General features: G+C 34.1%; 18 protein-coding genes and 5 tRNA genes. 22 read left to right on the forward strand and 1 reads right to left on the reverse strand.

The window, feature by feature from the left end; translation table 11 throughout:
• The first annotated feature begins 290 nt into the window (after positions 1-290).
• The 21 genes from ACR9ES_RS12290 to ACR9ES_RS12390 all read left to right on the forward strand — a co-directional run bounded on the left by ACR9ES_RS12290 (position 291) and on the right by ACR9ES_RS12390 (position 19,704).
• Positions 291-1,982, forward strand: a complete 1,692-nt coding sequence (locus ACR9ES_RS12290; RefSeq protein WP_435254411.1) for an alanine/glycine:cation symporter family protein — start codon at positions 291-293, stop codon at positions 1,980-1,982.
• Between the two features lie 13 nt (positions 1,983-1,995).
• Positions 1,996-2,895, forward strand: a complete 900-nt coding sequence (locus ACR9ES_RS12295) for a ComEA family DNA-binding protein (protein WP_435254412.1) — start codon at positions 1,996-1,998, stop codon at positions 2,893-2,895.
• Positions 2,896-2,920: 25 nt separating this feature from the next.
• Entirely contained in the window at positions 2,921-4,087 is a 1,167-nt protein-coding gene (locus tag ACR9ES_RS12300; protein ID WP_435254413.1) for an acyl-CoA dehydrogenase family protein, read from the forward strand.
• 465 nt (positions 4,088-4,552) lie between these two features.
• Positions 4,553-4,750 carry a 30S ribosomal protein S21 gene (gene rpsU / locus ACR9ES_RS12305; protein WP_274633612.1) on the forward strand — a complete coding sequence of 66 codons (198 nt, stop codon included), beginning with the start codon at positions 4,553-4,555 and terminating at the stop codon, positions 4,748-4,750.
• 85 nt (positions 4,751-4,835) lie between these two features.
• The gene (locus ACR9ES_RS12310) at positions 4,836-5,723 is read left to right on the forward strand and encodes a tyrosine-type recombinase/integrase (RefSeq protein ID WP_435254414.1); all 888 of its coding nucleotides are present in this window, start codon (positions 4,836-4,838) and stop codon (positions 5,721-5,723) included.
• A gap of 14 nt (positions 5,724-5,737) precedes the next feature.
• Complete coding sequence (gene hpf, locus ACR9ES_RS12315; RefSeq protein ID WP_435254415.1) at positions 5,738-6,043, forward strand: ribosome hibernation-promoting factor, HPF/YfiA family; 306 nt, start codon at positions 5,738-5,740, stop codon at positions 6,041-6,043.
• Between the two features lie 100 nt (positions 6,044-6,143).
• A tRNA-Thr gene (locus ACR9ES_RS12320) sits at positions 6,144-6,217 on the forward strand.
• 43 nt (positions 6,218-6,260) lie between these two features.
• A tRNA-Tyr gene (locus ACR9ES_RS12325) sits at positions 6,261-6,343 on the forward strand.
• A 23-nt stretch (positions 6,344-6,366) separates the two neighbouring features.
• A tRNA-Gly gene (locus tag ACR9ES_RS12330) sits at positions 6,367-6,439 on the forward strand.
• A gap of 11 nt (positions 6,440-6,450) precedes the next feature.
• Positions 6,451-6,523 (forward strand) — tRNA-Thr (locus ACR9ES_RS12335).
• A 75-nt stretch (positions 6,524-6,598) separates the two neighbouring features.
• The gene (tuf, locus tag ACR9ES_RS12340) at positions 6,599-7,786 is read left to right on the forward strand and encodes an elongation factor Tu (protein ID WP_274633615.1); all 1,188 of its coding nucleotides are present in this window, start codon (positions 6,599-6,601) and stop codon (positions 7,784-7,786) included.
• A gap of 59 nt (positions 7,787-7,845) precedes the next feature.
• Positions 7,846-7,918 (forward strand) — tRNA-Trp (locus tag ACR9ES_RS12345).
• Between the two features lie 53 nt (positions 7,919-7,971).
• Positions 7,972-8,163 (forward strand): preprotein translocase subunit SecE, encoded by a 192-nt coding sequence (secE, locus tag ACR9ES_RS12350; RefSeq protein ID WP_274633616.1) that lies wholly within the window; start codon positions 7,972-7,974, stop codon positions 8,161-8,163.
• Between the two features lie 2 nt (positions 8,164-8,165).
• Positions 8,166-8,714, forward strand: a complete 549-nt coding sequence (gene nusG, locus ACR9ES_RS12355) for a transcription termination/antitermination protein NusG (protein WP_028892874.1) — start codon at positions 8,166-8,168, stop codon at positions 8,712-8,714.
• Between the two features lie 64 nt (positions 8,715-8,778).
• A complete protein-coding gene (rplK, locus tag ACR9ES_RS12360) occupies positions 8,779-9,216 on the forward strand; it encodes a 50S ribosomal protein L11 (protein WP_274633617.1) in 438 nt (145 codons plus the stop codon).
• Between the two features lie 20 nt (positions 9,217-9,236).
• Complete coding sequence (gene rplA / locus ACR9ES_RS12365; protein ID WP_028892876.1) at positions 9,237-9,929, forward strand: 50S ribosomal protein L1; 693 nt, start codon at positions 9,237-9,239, stop codon at positions 9,927-9,929.
• 21 nt (positions 9,930-9,950) lie between these two features.
• Entirely contained in the window at positions 9,951-10,466 is a 516-nt protein-coding gene (gene rplJ / locus ACR9ES_RS12370; protein ID WP_274633618.1) for a 50S ribosomal protein L10, read from the forward strand.
• A gap of 49 nt (positions 10,467-10,515) precedes the next feature.
• Positions 10,516-10,890 (forward strand): 50S ribosomal protein L7/L12, encoded by a 375-nt coding sequence (gene rplL / locus ACR9ES_RS12375; protein WP_028892878.1) that lies wholly within the window; start codon positions 10,516-10,518, stop codon positions 10,888-10,890.
• 234 nt (positions 10,891-11,124) lie between these two features.
• Entirely contained in the window at positions 11,125-14,934 is a 3,810-nt protein-coding gene (rpoB, locus tag ACR9ES_RS12380; protein WP_274633619.1) for a DNA-directed RNA polymerase subunit beta, read from the forward strand.
• 98 nt (positions 14,935-15,032) lie between these two features.
• Positions 15,033-19,304 carry a DNA-directed RNA polymerase subunit beta' gene (rpoC, locus tag ACR9ES_RS12385; protein ID WP_435254416.1) on the forward strand — a complete coding sequence of 1,424 codons (4,272 nt, stop codon included), beginning with the start codon at positions 15,033-15,035 and terminating at the stop codon, positions 19,302-19,304.
• 88 nt (positions 19,305-19,392) lie between these two features.
• Positions 19,393-19,704, forward strand: coding sequence for a DUF3467 domain-containing protein (locus tag ACR9ES_RS12390; protein ID WP_274633621.1), 312 nt, complete (start codon positions 19,393-19,395; stop codon positions 19,702-19,704).
• A gap of 44 nt (positions 19,705-19,748) precedes the next feature.
• Here ACR9ES_RS12390 and ACR9ES_RS12395 read toward each other — a convergent pair whose 3' ends face one another.
• Entirely contained in the window at positions 19,749-20,435 is a 687-nt protein-coding gene (locus ACR9ES_RS12395) for a Crp/Fnr family transcriptional regulator (RefSeq protein WP_435254417.1), read from the reverse strand.
• A gap of 102 nt (positions 20,436-20,537) precedes the next feature.
• On the opposite strand from ACR9ES_RS12395, the gene ACR9ES_RS12400 reads away from it, so the two are divergent.
• Positions 20,538-22,913, forward strand: a complete 2,376-nt coding sequence (locus tag ACR9ES_RS12400; protein WP_435254418.1) for a heavy metal translocating P-type ATPase — start codon at positions 20,538-20,540, stop codon at positions 22,911-22,913.
• Positions 22,914-22,919 lie beyond the last annotated feature (6 nt).

Here is a 22,919-nt window from a genome sequence, read left to right on the forward strand (position 1 = left end):
GTCTATCAAAATAGTTGTGAAAAACTAAATAAAAGTACATTCTTTTTCATTTTCTAAAAACCCTAGTCTCCTTAAGGTTTATGTTGCTTTTCTATAAAAGTTTTAAAAACCAGTAAAGCTGAGGATATCTTCAAAATAAAGCCAATACACGATTAGTGGTTTAAGTAGGGTTTTACAAAAATTTAAAGAAAAACTAATCTTATCTTCATATTTAACGATTAAAACTTGTTGTAAGTTCATTTTTTTATGATATTGCGGGCTACTAAATCAAAAAATCTAATACTTACATTATGAATAAAAGATTACTTGCATTGCTGTTTTTGATAACGCCGATGTTCACATTTGCACAAGAAAAAGGTTTGGATCAACAAATTGATGAAGCATTTAAACCTATATCAGATTTCTTTAGTAGTGTAATTTTCTTTCCAGTATTTGGAACCCCTTTTGTATTGATTTTGTTAGTGGCAAGTGCCGCTTTTTTTACGGTTTATTTTGGGTTTCCTAACATTCGCCACTTTTTTACAGCAATCAATGTTGTTAGAGGTAAATATGAAGATATAGAGAAGCATGGAGCGCAATTATTGTATGGAGAAGATGGTATAGCTCAAGGAGTTGATATGAACAATGTAGATGATATCGAAGAACATATAGAAAATATTGAAAGCATACATAGCGATTTAGAAATTGATGGAGATATAAAAGATACGATAAGAGATGAGAGTCATGAAGGAGAAGTATCGCATTTCCAAGCATTAGCAACTGCTGTTTCGGGTACAGTAGGTAATGGTAATATTGCAGGGGTTGCATTGGCAATTGCTTTAGGAGGTCCAGGAGCAACTTTCTGGATGATTATTTGTGGTTTATTAGGTATGTCAACAAAATTTGTTGAATGTACTTTAGGAGTTCACTATCGTGATGTAGGGAAAGACGGTACAGTATATGGAGGTCCTATGTATTATTTATCAAAAGGATTAAAAGAAAAAGGATATGCAACCTTAGGTAAAATTGCAGCAGCTGCATTTGCGGTGTTCTGTATTGGAGGTTCTTTTGGTGGTGGTAACGCAGCACAATCTAATCAAGCAACAATTGTAATTAAAGAGTTATTAGGGTTAGAAAGTACAGCAGCAGGAGCCATAATAGGTTTAGTGTTGGCAGCTTTAGTAGGAATTATCATTATTGGAGGAATTAAAAGAATTGCTTCGGTAACAGAAAAAGTAGTTCCGTTTATGGCGGTGCTTTACGTATTAGCATGTTTGTATATTATTTTTAGTAACTTTTCTTTAATTGATGATGCTATTTCTTTAATTCTTACAGAAGCATTTAATCCAACAGCAATTGGAGTTGGTGGTGTTATTGGTGTGTTATTAGTAGGGTTCAAAAGAGCAGCTTTCTCAAATGAAGCAGGAGCAGGTTCTGCTTCAATTGCGCATTCAGCAGTAAAAACAAAATATTCAGCTTCTGAAGGTTTAGTAGCCTTATTAGAGCCATTTATTGACACGGTATTAATTTGTACAATGACAGCTTTAGTAATTATCATGTTTAACTTCGGAGGAGCATTCGAATACGGAGGAGATGGTTCTGGATCTGTATTTATTGATGGAGTTGCGTATGAAGGAGCAGGAATTACATCAAAAGCATTTGCAGCATATATACCTTATTCAAATGTATTTTTAACTGTTGCAGTAGTGTTATTTGCAGTATCAACGATGATTTCATGGTCTTACTACGGGTTACAGTCTTGGAAGTTTTTATTTGGTAGAGGTAAAAGAGCTGATTTAACATATAAATTTTTATTCTTAACTTTCGTGGTAATTGGTGCTGCGGCTAGTATGAAATCTATTTGGGATTTCTCAGATGCAATGATTTTTGCAATGGTGTTCCCAAATATGGTAGGTTTATACTTGTTAATGCCAGTGGTTAAAAAGCAATTAAAAAGGTATATGGATGCTATTAACCTAAAAAAGGAAGCAATTGAAGATTAAAAACTAAAAAAAAATGAAAATATTTAAACCCCTTTTCTGGTATAACAAACGCCAACGAAATGGGGTTTTCTTTTTGTTGGCGGTAATTGTCGTCTTACAATTCATTTATGCTTTTGTTGATTTTTCTTCGGAAGATGAGCAAAACACTACAACAGATGAATTAATAGCTTTTCAATACCAAATAGATAGTTTAAAGCAAATAGAGCTAGAAAACAGGAAGCCGAAGTTGTTTCCATTTAATCCAAATTATATAACAGACTTCAAAGGATATCAATTAGGAATGACCACAGAAGAAATTGATAGACTTCATACTTACAGAAAACAAAACAAGTTTGTAAACTCCGTATCCGAATTTCAACAAATAACCAAAGTGTCAGATAGTTTGTTGGCTGCAATATCTCCTTATTTTAAATTCCCAGATTGGGTAGTCAAAAGAGAAAATCAAAAGAAAAATAAAACTATTGAAACGAGTTCTTTTGAAAAACCTATATATAATAAGGTACATAAAATTTCTACGAACGATATTAATAAAGCTACGCAACAAGATTTTGAAACTGTTAGTGGAGTAGGAGAAGTGCTTGCTATAAGAATTATAAAATACCGAAATAAATTACAAGGATATTCGCTTTCATCTCAATTGTATGAGGTTTGGGGATTGAGCAAAGAAACTGCTAACGAGGTTCTAGAAACATTCAAAATTGTAGATAAACCAATTATATCAAAAGTAAATGTAAACACAGCTACTTTTAAGGAAGTATTGAAAAATCCATATATAGATTATGAGCTATGTAAAAAGATTTTTGAGTATCGAGATGAGGTGGCAGAGCTTCAAGATATTTCAGAATTAAGAAATATTAAAGATTTTCCACTAGACAAATACGATAGAATAGTTATATATTTGGAAGCACAATAACAAACAACAAACAATTAGAGAACGAATGAACAGTATGTATTTTACTGAAGAGCACGAGTCTTTTCGTCAAAGTTTTAAAGATTTTTTACAAAAAGAGGTTGTTCCGCATATAGATAAATGGGAAAAAGAAGGAACTGTTGAACGTTTTATCTGGAAGAAATTCGGTGAAATGGGATACTTTGGTTTAAATCAACCAGAAGAATACGGAGGATTAGGCTTAGACCTTTTTTATACAGTAATCTTTTTAGAAGAATTACAAAAGGTGAATTCAGGTGGTTTCGCAGCTAATATGTGGGCGCATGCATACTTAGCAATGACACACGTAAATAAAGAAGGAGACGATCGTATTAAAAGAGAATACTTAACACCAAGTATTGAAGGTGATAAAATAGGATGTTTATGTATTACTGAACCTTTTGGCGGAAGTGATGTTGCAGGAATGCGAACTACAGCAGTAAAAAAAGGAGACACTTATGTACTTAACGGCTCAAAAACATTTATTACAAATGGAGTGTATTCTGATTATTTGGTAGTAGCTGCGAAAACAAATCCAGAAGATAAACATAGAGGAATGAGTATTTTTATGGTTGATAGAGATACTCCAGGAATTTCATCAACTAAATTAGATAAATTAGGTTGGAGAGCTTCAGATACTGCTGAAATCGCTTTTGATAATGTGGTAATTCCTGCTGAAAACTTAATGGGTGAAGAAGGAAAAGGATTTCCATATATCATGCAACACTTTGCGTTAGAAAGATTAATTATGGGAATCAACGCGCACGCACGTGCAGAATATGCTGTTGATTACGCTGTGCAATATATGAGTGAGCGTCAAGCATTTGGAAAAACATTAGATAAATTCCAAGCCTTACGTCATAAAGTTGCTGAAATGGCAAGTAGAGTAGATATGTGTAAAGAATACAATTACTCTATCGCAAAAAGATTAAACGATGGTGTTTATGTGGTGAAAGAAGCGAGTATGAGTAAATTATTGTCAACTAAAATGGCAGATGAGGTAATTTACGATGCATTGCAATTGTTAGGAGGTTATGGTTATATGGAAGAATATCCTATGGCGCGTTTACTTCGTGATAGCCGTTTAGGACCAATTGGTGGAGGAACTTCTGAAATCTTAAAAGAGATTATCGCAAAAATGGTAATAGATAAGAAAGAATATAAGCCAGCTACGTAATGTTGTTGATTATCATTTTTGCGAAAATGCGTTCTCGCATCGCAAAAATGGTAATAGATAAGAAAGAATATAAGCCAGCTACGTAATGTTGTTTGATTATCATTTTTGCGAAAATGCGTTCTCGCATCGCAAAAATGGTAATAGATAAGAAAGAATATAAGCCAGCTACGTAATGTTGTTGATTATCATTTTTGCGAAAATGCGTCCTCGCATTGCAAAAATGGTAATAGACAAAAAAGAATACAAGCCAGCAACCTAAGTTGGTTAAATAATACTAAATAAGAATCCTGTTTTTGATAACAGGATTTTTTTTATGAAAAGAAATTTAAAAATAGTTGGTTTTAAACCAATACTTTGTATCTTTGCCGTCCAAATAAATTAAAAATAATATAATCTTCTGATATACTGTGTTTTATCAAAAGATTTTAAAATATAGAAAACTACAATGAAAGGAGGTGCAAAAATATGTTAATCATTCCAGTTAAAGAAGGAGAGAATATCGATAGAGCGTTAAAACGTTATAAGCGTAAATTTGATCGTACAAAAACGATGAAGCAATTACGTAACAGAAAGCAATTTACAAAGCCGTCTGTAGCTAAACGTGCTCAAATGATTAAAGCATCTTACGTTCAGAAGTTAAGAACTCAAGAAGAAGTAGGATAGTAATCATCCTTATAATGTATAAAAACCTGTGTTGATCTCAATACAGGTTTTTTTTGTACCTTCATTTTAATAAAAAGAAAGATATATGCTTATTGAAGCTTTTTTAGAATACTTAGCGTTTGAGAGAAACTATTCGAAACATACTATACAAGCATACAATACAGATTTGATTGCATTTAAAGATTTTTGTGAGGTTGAATTTGATCAAGAAGATTTAGAAAACATACATTATAACCAAATACGAACATGGATTGTTAGTTTGGTGAATAGTGGTGTGTCTAATAGAAGTGTAAATAGAAAGGTAAGTTCACTAAAGACCTTTTATAAGTTTTTGCAAAAAATAGGAGAGGTAACAACGAATCCGCTAGCGAGTCATAAAGCGTTAAAAGTTCAAAAGAAAATTCAAACACCATTCGATCAAAATGAAGTAGAAGAGGTGTTGAAGTTGTTGAATAAAGCTTCCGATTTTGAATCGATAAGAGATCGATTAATTGTTGAGTTATTGTATTCAACAGGAATGAGAAGAATAGAGTTAATAAATGTTAAAGAGAAAGATGTAGATTATTCTAAAAAAGCAATTAAAGTTTTAGGAAAAAGGAATAAAGAACGATATGTAACAATCTTGCCGTCAGTCTATAAAACGTTAGAGAAATATTTGTCTGAAAAAAAAGCGTATGAAATAGAAAATGAAGAAGCGCTTTTTGTGACCAAAAAGGGAGTTAAAATTTATGAAACCCTTGTTTACCGAATAATAAATTTGTACTTTAGTAGGGTGTCGACAAAAGCAAAAAAAAGCCCCCATATTTTAAGGCACGCTTTTGCAACGCATTTATTAAATAACGGTGCGTCGTTAAATTCGGTTAAAGAATTACTAGGGCATTCAAGTTTAGCCTCTACCCAAGTGTATACGCATAATAGCTTGGAACAAATAAAAAAAGTGTATAATAAGGCTCATCCTAGAGAGTCAACCTAAAAGATCGAAGAATTATGAAGGTATTCACGCAATCAGTAAATTTCTCAGCAGACAAAAAGTTAATAGATTACATTGAGAAAAAAGTAGGAGGATTAGAAAGGTTTCATGATAAGATCGTTGATGCAGAAGTATTTTTAAAAGTGCAAAAAACGAGCGAAAAAGAGAATAAAATTACAGAGGTAAAAATCAATATACCAGGAGATGAGTTAATGGTGAAAAAGCAATGCAAAACTTTTGAAGAAGGAGTTAGTATGTCGGTAGAATCATTAAAAAGACAGTTGCAAAAGTCTAAAGAAAAAAAGAAAGATGCTCTTGTATAAAAAAACAATAAAAAATAATTAAAAAAAGTTTTAAAAATCAAAAATTACTTTTTACATTTGCAGTCCGTTAGAAATAGCGGATTGTTTTTTTATAGCAATTGCCGATGTAGCTCAGCTGGCTAGAGCAGCTGATTTGTAATCAGCAGGTCGTGGGTTCGAGTCCCTCCATCGGCTCTAAAAGAACAAAAGTTCATTAAAATTTTGATTTAAGATTTTTGGGGAGATTCCAGAGCGGCCAAATGGGACGGACTGTAACTCCGTTGTCTTACGACTTCGCAGGTTCGAATCCTGCTCTCCCCACAAAAATCTTAAGAAGCAAAATTGCGGGAGTAGCTCAGTTGGTAGAGCGTCAGCCTTCCAAGCTGAATGTCGCCGGTTCGAACCCGGTCTCCCGCTCTAAATTCGTTGCCGACATAGCTCAGTTGGTAGAGCGCATCCTTGGTAGGGATGAGGTCACGGGTTCAAATCCCGTTGTTGGCTCTATTTTAGAGTTTATTTGACAAGAGTTTTAAAATAACACTAAATATATTTAACTAAGAATTAAAATTAATAATCATGGCAAAAGGAACTTATGATCGTTCGAAACCGCACTTAAACGTAGGTACTATTGGTCACGTAGATCACGGTAAAACTACTTTAACTGCTGCAATTACTAAAGTATTAGCAGATGCAGGATATTCTGAGCAAAGAGCTTTTGATCAAATCGATAACGCTCCAGAAGAAAAAGAAAGAGGTATTACAATTAACTCTTCTCACGTAGAGTATGCAACAGCTAACCGTCACTACGCACACGTTGACTGTCCAGGTCACGCCGATTACGTAAAGAACATGGTAACAGGTGCTGCACAAATGGATGGTGCTATCTTAGTAGTAGCTGCTACAGATGGTCCAATGCCACAAACTCGTGAGCACATCTTATTAGGTCGTCAGGTAGGTATTCCACGTATCGTTGTTTTCTTAAACAAAGTTGATATGGTTGATGACGAGGAGTTATTAGAGTTAGTAGAAATGGAAGTAAGAGACTTATTATCTTTCTATGAGTACGATGGAGATAACGGCCCTGTAATCGCTGGTTCTGCTTTAGGTGCATTAAACGGAGAGCAAAAGTGGGTTGATACAGTATTAGAATTAATGGAAGCTGTTGATACTTGGATTGAAGAGCCGCCAAGAGATACTGAAAAGCCATTCTTAATGCCAATCGAAGATGTATTCTCTATTACTGGTCGTGGTACTGTAGCAACAGGACGTATCGAAACTGGTATCGTTAACACTGGAGATCCTGTAGAGATCATCGGTATGGGTGACGAGAAGTTAACTTCTACTGTAACTGGTATCGAAATGTTCCGTCAAATCTTAGATAGAGGAGAGGCTGGAGATAACGCAGGTATCTTATTAAGAGGTATTGCAAAAGAAGATATTAAAAGAGGTATGGTAATCTGTAAACCAGGTTCTATTACTCCACACGCTAAATTTAAAGCTGAGGTATATATCTTAAAGAAAGAAGAAGGTGGACGTCACACTCCATTCCACAACAACTACCGTCCACAGTTCTACGTACGTACAACAGACGTAACTGGTAACATCAACTTACCAGAAGGAGTAGAGATGGTAATGCCAGGTGATAACTTAACTATCATCGTAGACTTAATCCAACCAATCGCATTAAACGTTGGTTTACAGTTCGCAATCCGTGAAGGAGGTAGAACAGTAGGAGCTGGTCAGGTAACTGAAATTTTAGACTAATTATAGTTTAATTATAAATTTATAAGGAGTCTCCTTATTAGTGAGACTCCTTTATAAATACGGGTTTAGCTCAGTTGGTAGAGCACTGGTCTCCAAAACCAGGTGTCGGGAGTTCGAGTCTCTCAACCCGTGCAAAAATTAAAAACGAGTTGTGGTTTTACTGCAACTCGTTAAAAGGATAAAATATGAGTAACTTTGTACAATATATTAAAGATTCTTTTGAAGAATTAAATACCAATATGACTTGGGCATCTCGCGAAGAAGCTCAAAAGTCTACAGTGGTAGTAGCAGTATTCACTATTGTTTTTGCTTTAGCAGTAGCTGGAATAGATAAAGTTTTTCAAACAGGATTAGATAACTTCTTTAAAATGTTTTAATGATGGCTGATTCGGTGATGAAATGGTATGTTGTGAGAGCTATTGGAGGTCAAGAAAATAAGGTTAAATCTTATATCGAGACTGAAATAGCGCGTCATGGGTTGTCTGATTATGTAAACCAAGTAATCGTTCCAACTGAAAAAGTTATTCAAGTACGAAACGGAAAGAAGATAAACAGAGAAAGAGTTTACTTTCCTGGTTATGTAATGGTAGAAGCTAATTTAGCAGGTGAGGTTCCTCACGTAATCAAATCAGTAACTGGAGTTATTGGTTTTTTAGGTGAAACAAAAGGAGGAGATCCTGTACCAATGCGTAAATCAGAAGTAAACAGAATGTTAGGTAAGGTTGATGAACTTTCTGTTAAAGATGAAAACGTTGCAATTCCTTATTCAGTTGGTGAAACTGTAAAAGTAATTGACGGGCCTTTCAACGGATTCGATGGAACAGTTGAAAAGGTTAATGAAGAAAAACGTAAATTAGAGGTAATGGTAAAGATTTTCGGAAGAAAAACTCCATTAGAACTAAATTACATGCAAGTAGAGAAAATATAATTGTTACACCTATATTTTGGTGTGTTTAAGCTTCCAATTTAAGCACATCGTTAAATCTTAAACAATGGCAAAAGAAGTAAGTAAATTAGTAAAACTACAAGTTAGGGGAGGTGCAGCGAATCCGTCGCCACCAGTTGGACCCGCTTTAGGTGCTGCCGGTGTTAACATCATGGAGTTCTGTAAGCAGTTTAATGCTCGTACACAGGACAAACAAGGTAAAGTATTACCTGTTGTTATTACAGTTTATACAGACAAATCTTTCGAGTTTGTTGTAAAAACTCCACCAGCTGCGGTACAATTATTAGAAGCGGCCAAAATTAAGAAAGGTTCAGGTGAGCCTAATAGAAAGAAAGTAGCAAGCGTATCTTGGGATCAAATTCGTGGAATTGCAGAAGACAAAATGGCTGATATGAATGCCTTTGAAGTAGAGTCTGCAATGAAAATGATTGCCGGAACAGCTCGTTCTATGGGATTAACAGTAACAGGTGATGCTCCTGCATAAACTTAAAAGAGATTTAGAAAATGGCAAGATTGACTAAAAAACAAAAAGAGGCTCGTGCTAAAGTAGATAGCTCTAAAGTTTATAATTTAAGTGAAGCATCAGCTTTAGTTAAAGAAATTACAAACGTAAAATTTGATGCATCTGTAGATTTAGCTGTGCGTTTAGGAGTAGATCCTCGTAAAGCTAATCAAATGGTTCGTGGTGTTGTAACATTACCTCACGGAACTGGTAAAGATGTAAAAGTTTTAGCATTAGTTACTCCAGATAAAGAAGCAGAAGCTAAAGAAGCTGGTGCTGATTATGTTGGATTAGATGAGTACCTTCAAAAAATTAAAGGAGGATGGACTGATGTTGACGTTATTATTACTATGCCTTCAGTAATGGGTAAATTAGGTCCTTTAGGACGTGTATTAGGTCCTCGTGGTTTAATGCCAAACCCAAAAACAGGTACAGTAACTATGGATGTTGCAAAAGCAGTACAAGAAGTAAAAGCTGGTAAAATCGACTTTAAAGTAGATAAAACTGGTATTGTACACGCTGCAATCGGAAAAGCATCTTTTGATGCTGCAAAGATTACAGAAAATGCAAACGAGTTAATTCAAACATTAATTAAATTAAAGCCAACAGCGGCTAAAGGAACTTATATTAAGAGTATCTTTATCTCTTCTACTATGAGCCCTAGTGTTGCTGTAGATGTTAAAACAGTATCGTAAGGCAGTTAAAACTTTTTAATTATGACTAGAGAGGAAAAATCACAAGTAATACAAGATTTAACAGCACAATTAGCAGATACTAGCACAATCTATTTAGCAGATATTTCTGGTTTAGATGCAGCTACTACATCTAACTTACGTAGAGCTTGTTTCAAAGCTAACGTACAATTGGCTGTTGTTAAAAATACATTGCTTTCTAAAGCAATGGAAGCTTCTGATAAAGATTTCGGAGAGTTACCAGACGTATTAAAAGGTAATACTTCAATGTTAATTGCTGAGGCTGCAAATGCACCAGCAAAAGTTATCAAAGAGTTCAGAAAAAAATCAGACAAGCCTTTATTAAAAGGTGCGTATGTTGAAGAAGCAGTTTATGTTGGAGATGACCAATTAGACGCTCTTGTTAACATCAAGTCTAAAGAAGAACTTATTGGAGATATTATTACCTTATTACAATCTCCTGCTAAGAATGTTGTTTCAGCATTACAATCAGGTGGTGGTAAGTTATCAGGTATCTTAAAGACATTATCAGAAAAATAATTTCGCGCACTAATAAACTAAAATAATAAAATTTTTAAAAACAATTAAAATGGCAGATTTAAAAGATTTCGCAGAGCAATTAGTTAACTTAACAGTAAAAGAAGTTAATGAATTAGCTGATATTTTAAAAGAAGAGTATGGTATTGAGCCAGCAGCAGCAGCTGTAGCAGTAGCAGGTCCAGCAGCAGGTGGTGGAGATGCAGCTGAAGAAAAAACTGAGTTTGATGTAATCTTAAAAGCAGCAGGTGGTTCTAAATTAGCAGTTGTAAAGTTAGTTAAAGAATTAACTGGATTAGGATTAAAAGAAGCTAAAGAAATCGTTGATAGCGCACCAGCACCAGTAAAAGAAGCAATCTCTAAAGATGAGGCAGAAGGTCTTAAGAAGTCTTTAGAAGAAGCAGGAGCTGAGGTAGAGCTTAAGTAAGCTATACTCCCGATTTAAAACGGGGAAAAACAATTAAGGTTTAGGTACTAAAAACACATGTTTTTAGGCCTAAACCATTTTGTGTATATATTCGTTCTTTATTTTTCACAATAAATTCCATTGTGATTTTACGATTATAAAGTGCTGGTTTTTAATCAGTAAAGCAATTAAAATTGCAGTATTGAAACGGTTAAGTTTCAAAAATATTATTTTTAATTAAAAATAGCATCTCTTTTGGCAACGATAAACACTACTGAAAGAATTAACTTCGCGTCTTCGCAGTTAGGAACTGATTATCCAGATTTTTTAGATATTCAGGTAAAATCATTTCAAGATTTTTTCCAATTGCAAACTAAAGCAGAAGAACGTGGAGAAGAAGGTTTGTACAAAACCTTTATGGATAACTTCCCGATTACTGATACACGTAATCAATTTGTACTAGAATTTTTAGACTACTTTGTAGATCCACCAAGATATAGCATTCAAGAATGTATCGAGCGTGGTTTAACTTACAGTGTACCTTTAAAAGCACGTTTAAAATTATATTGTACCGATCCTGAACACGAAGATTTTGAAACGATAGTTCAAGATGTATATTTAGGTACAATTCCTTATATGACTAACTCTGGAACATTCATTATTAATGGAGCAGAAAGAGTTGTAGTGTCGCAATTACACCGTTCACCAGGTGTATTCTTTGGGCAATCTTTCCACGCAAACGGAACCAAATTGTACTCTGCAAGAGTAATTCCTTTCAAAGGTTCTTGGATAGAATTTGCTACCGATATCAATCAAGTAATGTACGCTTATATTGATAGAAAGAAAAAATTACCAGTAACAACATTATTCAGAGCCATCGGTTTTGAAAGAGATAAAGATATATTAGAAATTTTTGATTTAGCTGAAGAAGTAAAAGTTTCAAAAGCTGGATTAAAGAAGGTATTAGGGCATAAATTAGCGGCGAGAGTTTTAAAAACTTGGCACGAAGATTTCGTTGATGAAGATACAGGAGAAGTAGTATCGATTGAGCGTAACGAAATTATTTTCGATCGTGATACCATTATTGAAAAAGAACATATTGATGAAATTATAGATTCTGGTGCTAAGACTATTTTATTACACAAAGAAGATAATCAGCAAGCAGACTATGCAATCATCCACAATACATTACAAAAAGATCCTACAAACTCTGAAAAAGAGGCTGTAGAGCATATATATAGACAATTACGTAATGCTGAACCGCCAGACGAGGAAACTGCAAGAGGAATTATTGAAAAATTATTCTTCTCAGAGCAACGTTATAGTTTAGGTGAGGTAGGACGTTTTAGAATGAATACTAAACTTCAGTTAAATGAAGATTTAGATCAAAAAGTATTAACAAAGAACGATATCATTACCATCATTAAGTATTTAATTGAGTTAATCAATTCAAAAGCTGAAGTAGATGATATCGATCACTTATCTAACCGTCGTGTTAGAACTGTTGGTGAGCAATTAGCAGGACAATTTGGTGTAGGTTTAGCTCGTATGGCACGTACTATTCGTGAAAGAATGAATGTTCGTGACAACGAAGTATTTACTCCAATCGACTTAATTAACGCTAAGACTTTATCTTCAGTAATTAACTCTTTCTTTGGTACCAACCAGTTATCTCAGTTTATGGATCAAACAAACCCATTAGCAGAGATTACTCATAAACGTCGTTTATCGGCTTTAGGACCTGGAGGTTTATCACGTGAAAGAGCAGGTTTCGAGGTGCGTGACGTTCACTATACTCACTACGGTCGTTTATGTCCGATTGAAACACCTGAAGGACCAAACATTGGACTTATTTCTTCTTTAGCTGTATATGCTAAAGTTAACAATATGGGATTCATTGAAACTCCATATAAGAAAGTAGAAAACGGTTCAGTTTCTTCTGAAGAGCCTATTTATTTAAGTGCTGAGGAGGAAGAAGGAATGAAGATTGCTCAATCTAACTTACCTGTTGCAAATGATGGTAAGATAGAAGGAGATAGAGTAATTGCTCGTGAAGAAGGAGATTTCCCAGTAGAAAGTCCTGAAGCAATTAACTATATGGACGTTGCGCCTAACCAAATCGCTTCGATTTCAGCATCGTTAATTCCTTTCTTAGAGCATGATGATGCCAACCGTGCGTTAATGGGATCGAACATGATGCGTCAAGCAGTTCCATTATTACGTCCAGAATCTCCAATCGTTGGTACTGGTTTAGAGCGTAGAGTTGCTAAAGATTCTCGTATCTTAATCAATGCTGAAGGAGCAGGAGTTGTTGAGTATGTAGATGCTAACAAAATTACAATTAAGTACGACAGAACAGAAGAAGAGCGAATGGTAAGCTTCGATTCTGATGAAGTATCATACGACTTAATTAAGTTTAGAAAAACCAACCAAGGTACGAACATCAACCTAAAACCAATCGTAAAAGTAGGTGATAGAGTTGAAGAAGGACAAGTGCTTTGTGAAGGTTATGCAACACAAAAAGGAGAATTAGCTTTAGGTAGAAACATGAAAGTAGCCTTCATGCCTTGGAAAGGGTATAACTTCGAGGATGCGATTGTGATTTCTGAAAAAGTTGTTCGTGAAGATATCTTTACTTCTATCCACATTGATGAGTATTCATTAGATGTTCGTGATACGAAGTTAGGAGCAGAGGAGTTAACAAACGATATTCCTAACGTTTCTGAAGAGGCTACTAAAGACTTAGATGAAAACGGTATGATTCGTATTGGAGCAGAAGTAAATCCTGGTGACATCTTAATTGGTAAGATTACACCAAAAGGAGAATCTGATCCAACTCCAGAAGAAAAGTTATTACGTGCCATCTTTGGTGATAAAGCAGGTGATGTAAAAGATGCATCATTAAAAGCTTCTCCATCATTAAGAGGTGTTGTAATCAACAAAAAATTATTCAAACGTGCAGTAAAAGATAAGAATAAACGTGCTCGTGATAAAGAAGCTATCGCTGCTTTAGAAGCATCTTACGTATCTAAGTTTGAAGACTTAAAAGATGTATTAGTTGAAAAATTATTCAACTTAGTATCAGGTAAAACATCTCAAGGAGTTTATAACGACTTAGGAGAAGAAGTATTACCAAAAGGTAAGAAGTTCACGCAAAAAATGTTAAACTCTGTTGAAGACTTTACACATTTAAACGGAACTTGGACTACCGATAAGGAGTTAAACGATTTAGTTGTAGAATTAGTTCACAACTACAAGATTAAAGTAAACGATTTACAAGGAGTTTTACGTCGTGAGAAGTTTACTATTTCTGTAGGAGACGAATTACCAGCCGGAATCTTAAAACTTGCTAAAATTTATGTTGCTAAGAAACGTAAATTAAAAGTAGGAGATAAGATGGCAGGACGTCACGGAAACAAAGGTATTGTTGCACGTATCGTACGTCAAGAAGATATGCCTTTCTTAGAAGATGGAACACCAGTAGATATCGTATTAAACCCATTAGGGGTACCATCGCGTATGAACATTGGTCAGATTTATGAAACTGTTCTTGGATGGGCAGGTCAAAAATTAGGTCAAAAATATGCGACTCCTATTTTCGATGGGGCTTCTTTAGATGAAATTAATAAATTAACAGACGAAGCAGGAATTCCAAGATTCGGTCATACATACTTATATGACGGAGGTACAGGTAAGCGTTTCGATCAGCCAGCAACGGTAGGAGTAATTTATATGATTAAGTTAGGTCACATGATTGAAGATAAGATGCATGCACGTTCTATCGGACCTTACTCATTAATTACACAACAGCCATTAGGAGGTAAAGCTCAGTTTGGAGGTCAGCGTTTTGGAGAGATGGAAGTTTGGGCACTTGAAGCATATGGTGCATCAAGTATCTTACGTGAAATCTTAACTGTTAAGTCTGATGACGTATTAGGTAGAGCAAAAACTTACGAAAGTATTGTAAAAGGTGAGGCTATGCCAGAACCAGGTTTACCAGAATCATTTAACGTATTAATGCACGAACTTAAAGGTTTAGGATTAGACGTTAAATTAGAAGAATAATCACAGTGAAATGCCTCAGAGTCTAGGCTCTGAGGCAAATCATTTTTTCAATATCAGTCTTGTTAAAAGACATTTATTTTTAATTCGAATCCATTATCATGGCAAGAAAAAACGAAAAATACACTGTTAAGAAGTTTAACAAAATTTCAATAGGTTTAGCATCACCTGAGTCTATTTTAGAGGCTTCTAAAGGTGAGGTGTTAAAACCAGAAACAATTAACTACCGTACACATAAACCAGAAAGAGATGGGTTATTTTGTGAGCGTATCTTTGGTCCTGTAAAAGATTACGAGTGTGCGTGTGGTAAATACAAAAGAATTCGATATAAAGGTATCGTTTGTGACCGTTGTGGGGTTGAAGTTACTGAGAAAAAAGTACGTAGAGATAGAGTAGGTCATATTAACTTAGTAGTACCTGTAGCACATATTTGGTATTTTAGATCATTACCTAACAAAATGGGATACCTTTTAGGGTTACCATCTAAAAAGTTAGATATGATTATTTACTACGAGCGTTACGTAGTAATTCAACCAGGTATTGCTAAAAATGCTGAAGGAGAACCATTACAAAAAATGGATTTCTTAACAGAAGAAGAGTATTTAGATATTTTAGATACACTTCCACAAGAAAATATGTACTTAGAAGATTCTGATCCTAATAAGTTTATCGCTAAAATGGGAGCAGAGTGTTTAATCGATTTATTAGAAAGAATCGATTTAGACCAATTATCTTATGAGTTACGTCATAAAGCAAATACTGAAACTTCTAAGCAACGTAAAAACGAAGCATTAAAGCGTTTAAATGTTGTTGAAGCTTTTAGAGATTCTCAAAAGAACAGAGAAAATAATCCAGAATGGATGATTATGAAAGTAATTCCGGTTATACCACCAGAATTACGTCCATTAGTTCCGTTAGATGGAGGTCGTTTCGCTACTTCTGATTTAAATGATTTATACCGTCGTGTAATCATCCGTAACAATCGTTTAAAGCGATTAATGGAAATCAAAGCTCCAGAAGTAATTTTACGTAACGAGAAACGTATGTTACAAGAATCAGTAGATTCATTATTTGATAACACACGTAAATCATCTGCAGTAAAAACTGAGTCTAATAGACCATTAAAATCATTATCTGATAGTTTAAAAGGTAAACAAGGACGTTTCCGTCAAAACTTATTAGGTAAGCGTGTTGATTATTCTGCACGTTCGGTAATTGTTGTTGGACCAGAATTAAGATTATTTGAATGTGGATTGCCAAAAGATATGGCAGCAGAACTATACAAGCCTTTCGTTATTCGTAAGTTAATCGAAAGAGGTATTGTTAAAACTGTAAAATCTGCAAAGAAAATTATAGATCGCAAAGAACCAGTTGTTTGGGATATCTTAGAAAATGTAATTAAAGGACACCCGGTATTATTAAACCGTGCCCCTACCTTACACCGTTTAGGTATTCAAGCATTCCAACCAAAATTAATAGAAGGTAAAGCAATTCGTTTACACCCATTAGCATGTTCGGCATTTAACGCGGATTTTGATGGGGATCAAATGGCGGTTCACTTACCATTAGGGCCAGAAGCTATTTTAGAGGCTCAACTATTAATGTTAGGTTCTCACAATATCTTAAACCCAGCAAATGGAGCTCCTATTACAGTACCATCACAAGATATGGTATTAGGACTTTATTATATGACTAAAGAAAGAAAGTCAACTCCTGAAGTGCCAATTAAGGGTGAAGGATTAACTTTCTATTCTCCAGAAGAGGTAATTATTGCCTTAAATGAAGAGAAAGTAGACCTAAACGCAGGTATTAAGGTTCGTACTAATGATGTAGTTAATGGAGAGCACGTAGTTAGAATTATTGAAACTACTGTAGGTAGAGTTTTATTCAACGAAGTTGTACCAGAAGAAGCAGGGTTTATTAATGAAGTTTTAACTAAGAAATCATTAAGAGGTGTTATTAGTAGAATTTTAAAAGTTACTGATATACCAGCTGTTGGAAAATTCTTAGATGAAATTAAAAATATGGGATATAAATACGCCTTCGAAGGTGGTTTATCATTCTCATTAGGTGATATCATTATTCCAGAAGAGAAACACGCTATGATTGCTGAGGCAAACCAAGAAGTGGATGGTATTATCATGAACTATAACATGGGTATGTTAACGCAAAAAGAGCGTTATAACCAGGTAATTGATGTTTGGGGGTCTACCAACAACCGATTAACTGAATTATCGATGAAGCGTTTACGTGAAGACCAACAAGGATTTAACTCAGTATTCATGATGTTAGATTCTGGAGCGCGTGGATCGAAAGAGCAGATTCGTCAGTTAACAGGTATGCGTGGTCTGATGGCAAAACCTAAAAAGTCTACAGCTAGTGGTGGAGAAATTATTGAAAACCCGATTTTATCTAACTTTAAAGAAGGTTTATCAATCTTAGAATACTTTATCTCTACGCACGGTGCTCGTAAAGGTCTTGCCGATACCGCATTAAAAACAGCCGATGCAGGTTATTTAACACGTCGTTTAGTAGATGTATCTCAAGATGTTATCATTAATGAAGTAGATTGTGGTACATTAAGAGGATTAGAAGTTTCTGCATTAAAGAAGAATGATGAAATCGTTGAATCTTTAAGTGATAGAATTTCTGGTCGTACAGCATTACACGATGTATATCCACCAAATTCAGATGAGTTATTAATCGCTGCAGGAGAATTAATTACTCCAATATTAGCAGATAAAATTGAAGCTGCAGGGGTAGATACAATCGAAGTTCGTTCTGCATTAACTTGTGAATCTGAAAAAGGAATTTGTGAGAAGTGTTACGGACAAAGTATGTCTACTGGTCAAAAAGTTCAAAGAGGTGAAGCAGTTGGTGTAATTGCAGCACAATCGATTGGAGAACCAGGTACACAGTTAACATTACGTACGTTCCACGTTGGAGGGGTAGCAGGAAATATTTCAGAAGACAACAAGTTAATCGCTAAGTTTGATGGAGATGTAACTATTGATGATTTACGTACGGTTAAAGGTAAAGACGCAGCAGGAGAAGAAGTAGATATCGTTATTTCTCGTACTGCCGAAGTTAAAATTATAGATAAGAAAAACGGAGTTGTATTAAGTACAAATATTATTCCTTACGGTTCTATTATTTTTGATAAAGATAGAAAAACGATCAAAAAAGGAGATGCCCTATGTCAATGGGATCCATTTAACGGAGTTATCGTTTCAGAATTCGCTGGTAAAGTGAAGTTTGATAACTTAGAGCAAGGAATTAACTACTCTGTAGAAATTGATGAACAAACAGGTTTCCAAGAAAAAGTAATTACTGATTCTAAGAACAAGAAAATCATTCCTTCATTAATCATTGAAGATGCTGATGGTAATGCATTACGTTCATACAGTTTACCAGTAGGAGCTCACTTAATTGTTGATAATGGTGATAAAGTTGAGTCTGGTAAAACATTAGTAAAAATTCCTCGTAAGTCTGGTAAAGCAGGAGATATTACAGGAGGTTTACCACGTGTAACAGAATTATTTGAAGCACGTAACCCATCTAACCCAGCAGTAGTTGCTGAGATTGACGGAGTTGTATCTTTTGGTAAGATTAAACGAGGTAACCGTGAAATCATTATTGAATCTAAAACAGGTGATGTTAGAAAATACTTAATCAAGTTATCTAACCAAATCTTAGTTCAAGAAAATGACTTTATCAAAGCAGGTATGCCGTTATCTGACGGAGCAATTACTCCAACAGATATCTTAAATATCAAAGGACCTTCAGCTGTACAAGAGTACTTAGTAAACGAAATTCAAGAAGTATATCGTTTACAAGGGGTGAAGATTAATGACAAGCATTTCGAAGTAGTAGTACGTCAAATGATGCGTAAAGTTAGAATTATTGATTCAGGAGATACCTTATTCTTAGAAAATCAATTAGTTCATAAAACTGATTTCATTAAAGAAAACGATGCTATCTACGGAATGAAAGTTGTTGAAGACTCAGGAGATTCAGCAAACTTAAAACCAGGACAAATTGTTACTGCTCGTCAATTAAGAGATGAAAACTCTTTATTACGTAGAGAAGATAAAAACTTAGTAATTGCACGTGATGCTCAACCAGCTACTGCTGAGCAAGTATTACAAGGTATTACAAGAGCTTCGTTACAAACGAAGTCGTTTATCTCAGCTGCGTCGTTCCAGGAAACTACTAAAGTATTAAACGAAGCCGCAGTAAACGGTAAAGTAGATACCTTAGAAGGATTAAAAGAAAATGTAATTGTAGGTAAGCGTATACCAGCAGGTACAGGAATGAGAGCATACGAAGATCAAATCGTAGGTCCTAAAGATGAGATTGAACAAAGTTTATAAGAACTTATGTTTATAAATTATAGCAAGGGTTTAGAGTTTTTAAAACTCTAAACCCTTGTTTTTTTCTAAAAAAATAATATATTACAGTATGGACGATACTAAAAAAGAACCTCAATTAAACATAGAATTAGATCAAGAAATAGCTGAAGGAACCTATAGTAATTTAGCTATTATAAACCATTCTGTTTCAGAGTTTATTGTTGATTTCATCAACATTATGCCAGGTGTACCTAAGGCAAAAGTAAAATCGAGAATTATATTAACACCACAACATGCAAAACGTTTATCAAAAGCGTTGGCAGATAATATTCGTAAGTTTGAACAAGCACATGGTGAAATTAAAGATTATGAGCAGCCTCCAATTCCAATGAATTTTGGTGGGACTACAGGTGAAGCTTAAAACAAAAAAATCGTCTATTTAGACGATTTTTTTTGTTTTTATATTTAGAAACCTTCAGACAAGTCTTTTAAGGCTTTAACATCTAAAATAACGATTTCTTTTCCTTGTAAATCGATCATTTTCTTCTTTTTAAATTCAGAAAGTAATCGGATGGCACTTTCAGTGGCAGTTCCTATAATATTGGCAATATCTTCTCTAGATAAGTTAACCTTTATAGAGCCATTATCATTTTTTTCAAACTTGGCTTCTAAAAACAAAAGAGTAGCTGCTAAACGTTGTTTTACGGTTTTTTGAGCCATATCAACAATAACATCATCTGCTTTTTTTAGTGAGTTAGCCATTTTTCTTAAAAGATCTAAAGAAAAATGAGGATTGTTCTCTAAATCCCTAATAATTTCATCTTTAGGAATAAAACAAACTTCCATATCATTTATGGCAATAGCCTTTAAATTTGAGGCTTCGTTGTTTATTAAACTACGTTCTCCTAAAATATCTCCTTTTTGTATTAAATGAATAATTTGATCTCTACCATTATCACTCATTTTAGAAACCTTACAAACTCCTTCTTTAATACAAAATACTCCATTAATATATTCTCCTTCATCAAATAAAACTTCACCTTTTCTTACCGTTTTCGATGTTTTACACCCAGTAATTCTTATTAATTCGTCTTTCGTTAAAGTTTTTAAGGAGTTGAATTCCCGAATAATACACTGCTCACACTTGCTCATATTTTTGCCTTTTTTTCCACTCAAATATACAGAAAAAGCTGACAATTATCATGTTTTAAAATAGAATCTTATCGGACATTTGTTGTAGGCAAAAGAGTAAATATGGAAAGCAAAATATGTTTTCATTGTGGTAACGAATGTGATACCGAAAAAATTACAGTACAAGATAAATTTTTCTGCTGTAAAGGGTGTAAAACCGTTTATGAAATATTTTCAGAAAACGATTTAACGTGTTATTACGATTTTCAAAACAACCCAGGAGCTATCCCTGAAGAAATACAAGGAAAGTACGATTTTTTAGATAATCAACCGATTGTAGAAAAACTTCTTGAGTTTAACGATGGTAATATGCAGGTCATTAATCTGTATATACCGCATATTCACTGTAGTTCGTGTATTTGGGTTTTAGAAAATCTACACAAACTGCAAAGTAATGTTTCGTCGGCGCAAGTTAACTTCCCGAAAAAAACTGTACGAATTACGTACAATTCAGAAAAGACTTCACTAAAAGAAATAGTACTATTATTAAGTTCTATTGGTTATGAACCGTATATCAGTTTAGAAGATTATGAAGTTGGAAAAAAGAAAGTTGATCGCAGCTTAATTTATAAATTAGGAATTGCTGGTTTTGCTTTCGGAAACGTGATGTTTTTATCATTTCCTGAATATTTTGAAGTGTCAGAATACTGGTTAGAACAATACAAAGGTGTATTCCGTTGGTTGATGTTTATTTTTTCACTTCCAGTAGTGTTTTATGCAGGAATTGATTATTTCATTTCAGCTTATAAAGGCTTGCGCTCAAAAATTTTAAACATCGATGTTCCTATTGCTTTAGGAATATTTGTGCTGTTTGTTCGTAGTACGGCAGAAATTCTTTTTGATTTAGGAACTGGATTCTTCGATAGTTTAACTGGATTAGTATTCTTTTTATTACTTGGGAAGTTTTTTCAGCAGAAAACTTATAATTTCTTATCGTTTGAACGTGATTATAAATCGTATTTTCCAATTGCGGTAACCAAGATAACTTCTGACAAAAAAGAAGAGAATACTCAAATTTATGAAGTTAAAAAAGGAGATAGATTATTAATTAGAAATCAGGAGTTGATTCCTGTTGATGGAATTTTAATTAGCGGAGAAGCAAAAATAGATTACAGTTTCGTTACAGGTGAAGAAGTGCCCGTAAACAAAAAATCGGGAGATAAGTTGTTCGCAGGAGGAAAACAATTGTCTGGAAGTATAGAAATGGAAGTGTTAGCGTCGGTTTCACAAAGTTATTTGACACAATTATGGAGTAATGATGTGTTTCAGAAAGATAAAAACTCATCTTTTAAAACATTAACAGATGAGATAAGTAAAAACTTTACCATAGTTGTTTTATCTATCGCTTTTTTATCTACTGGATTTTGGCTGTATTACGATTCAAGTGTAGCGTTAAACGTATTTACTTCGGTTCTAATTATCGCATGTCCGTGTGCAATTGCATTGGCAGCTCCGTTTACTTTAGGAAACATCTTGCGAATTTTTGGCAGAAAGAAATTCTATCTTAAAAATGCGACTGTAGTAGAACAATTAGCAGCTGTTAATTCGGTAATTTTTGATAAAACAGGTACGCTTACCACGAATAAAGAAAACACAATAACGTATGAAGGAGAAAGCTTAGATCCCACTCAAAAATCAATACTAAAAAGTTCTCTTAGAGCGTCGAATCACCCATTAAGTAGAATGTTGTACACTTCGTTACAAGATGAAGAGGTGTTAACCGTAGATAGTTATCAAGAGCACGTAGGTAAAGGAATTGAAGCGAATTATCAACAAACAAAAATAAAAATAGGTTCATCTTCTTTTGTTAAAAATGCAAAAGAGCAAACGAATTTAGATACTTCAGTACATATTAGTGTTAATGATGAATACAAAGGAAAGTATGTTTTCAAAAATGCCTATAGAAAAGGTGTTCAGGAATTATTTACTCAGCTAAATAAGAAATATGATTTATCGATAGTATCTGGAGATAATGAAGGAGAAAAGAAGTTTTTAGAAGAGTTTTTACCGAAAGAAACCACCTTTTTATTCAATCAAAAACCACAAGATAAATTGCACTATGTTGAGGAGTTGCAAGAAAAAGATAAGAGTGTGTTGATGATTGGAGACGGATTGAATGATGCTGGAGCTCTAGCTCAAAGTAATGTGGGAGTTGTAATATCTGAGAATATTAACGTGTTTTCTCCAGCCTGTGATGCGATTTTAGATGCGACGAAATTTAATCAGATAGCAGATTATATAAAAGCCTCAAAAAAAGCAGTAAAAATTATAAAATATTGTTTTTTATTATCTTTAATGTACAATGTTGTAGGACTTTATTTTGCAGTAACAGGGCAATTAATGCCTGTAATTGCAGCAATTTTAATGCCTTTAAGCTCTATAAGTGTGGTAGTATTTACAACGATTGCTACCAATATGTTAGGAAGAAAACTAAAATAAATTTAA

It is taken from the genome of Tenacibaculum sp. A30, from assembly GCF_051200845.1.
GTDB lineage: Bacteria > Bacteroidota > Bacteroidia > Flavobacteriales > Flavobacteriaceae > Polaribacter.

What these genes read in the sequence shown, in the direction of transcription:
- ACR9ES_RS12290 (WP_435254411.1), top strand. Translation starts at nt 291, where the DNA reads ATGAATAAAAGATTACTTGCATTGCTGTTTTTGATAACGCCGATGTTC.
- ACR9ES_RS12295 (WP_435254412.1), top strand. Translation starts at nt 1,996, where the DNA reads ATGAAAATATTTAAACCCCTTTTCTGGTATAACAAACGCCAACGAAAT.
- ACR9ES_RS12300 (WP_435254413.1), top strand. Translation starts at nt 2,921, where the DNA reads ATGAACAGTATGTATTTTACTGAAGAGCACGAGTCTTTTCGTCAAAGT.
- rpsU (WP_274633612.1), top strand. Translation starts at nt 4,553, where the DNA reads ATGTTAATCATTCCAGTTAAAGAAGGAGAGAATATCGATAGAGCGTTA.
- ACR9ES_RS12310 (WP_435254414.1), top strand. Translation starts at nt 4,836, where the DNA reads ATGCTTATTGAAGCTTTTTTAGAATACTTAGCGTTTGAGAGAAACTAT.
- hpf (WP_435254415.1), top strand. Translation starts at nt 5,738, where the DNA reads ATGAAGGTATTCACGCAATCAGTAAATTTCTCAGCAGACAAAAAGTTA.
- tuf (WP_274633615.1), top strand. Translation starts at nt 6,599, where the DNA reads ATGGCAAAAGGAACTTATGATCGTTCGAAACCGCACTTAAACGTAGGT.
- secE (WP_274633616.1), top strand. Translation starts at nt 7,972, where the DNA reads ATGAGTAACTTTGTACAATATATTAAAGATTCTTTTGAAGAATTAAAT.
- nusG (WP_028892874.1), top strand. Translation starts at nt 8,166, where the DNA reads ATGGCTGATTCGGTGATGAAATGGTATGTTGTGAGAGCTATTGGAGGT.
- rplK (WP_274633617.1), top strand. Translation starts at nt 8,779, where the DNA reads ATGGCAAAAGAAGTAAGTAAATTAGTAAAACTACAAGTTAGGGGAGGT.
- rplA (WP_028892876.1), top strand. Translation starts at nt 9,237, where the DNA reads ATGGCAAGATTGACTAAAAAACAAAAAGAGGCTCGTGCTAAAGTAGAT.
- rplJ (WP_274633618.1), top strand. Translation starts at nt 9,951, where the DNA reads ATGACTAGAGAGGAAAAATCACAAGTAATACAAGATTTAACAGCACAA.
- rplL (WP_028892878.1), top strand. Translation starts at nt 10,516, where the DNA reads ATGGCAGATTTAAAAGATTTCGCAGAGCAATTAGTTAACTTAACAGTA.
- rpoC (WP_435254416.1), top strand. Translation starts at nt 15,033, where the DNA reads ATGGCAAGAAAAAACGAAAAATACACTGTTAAGAAGTTTAACAAAATT.
- ACR9ES_RS12390 (WP_274633621.1), top strand. Translation starts at nt 19,393, where the DNA reads ATGGACGATACTAAAAAAGAACCTCAATTAAACATAGAATTAGATCAA.
- ACR9ES_RS12395 (WP_435254417.1), bottom strand. Translation starts at nt 20,435, where the DNA reads ATGAGCAAGTGTGAGCAGTGTATTATTCGGGAATTCAACTCCTTAAAA.
- ACR9ES_RS12400 (WP_435254418.1), top strand. Translation starts at nt 20,538, where the DNA reads ATGGAAAGCAAAATATGTTTTCATTGTGGTAACGAATGTGATACCGAA.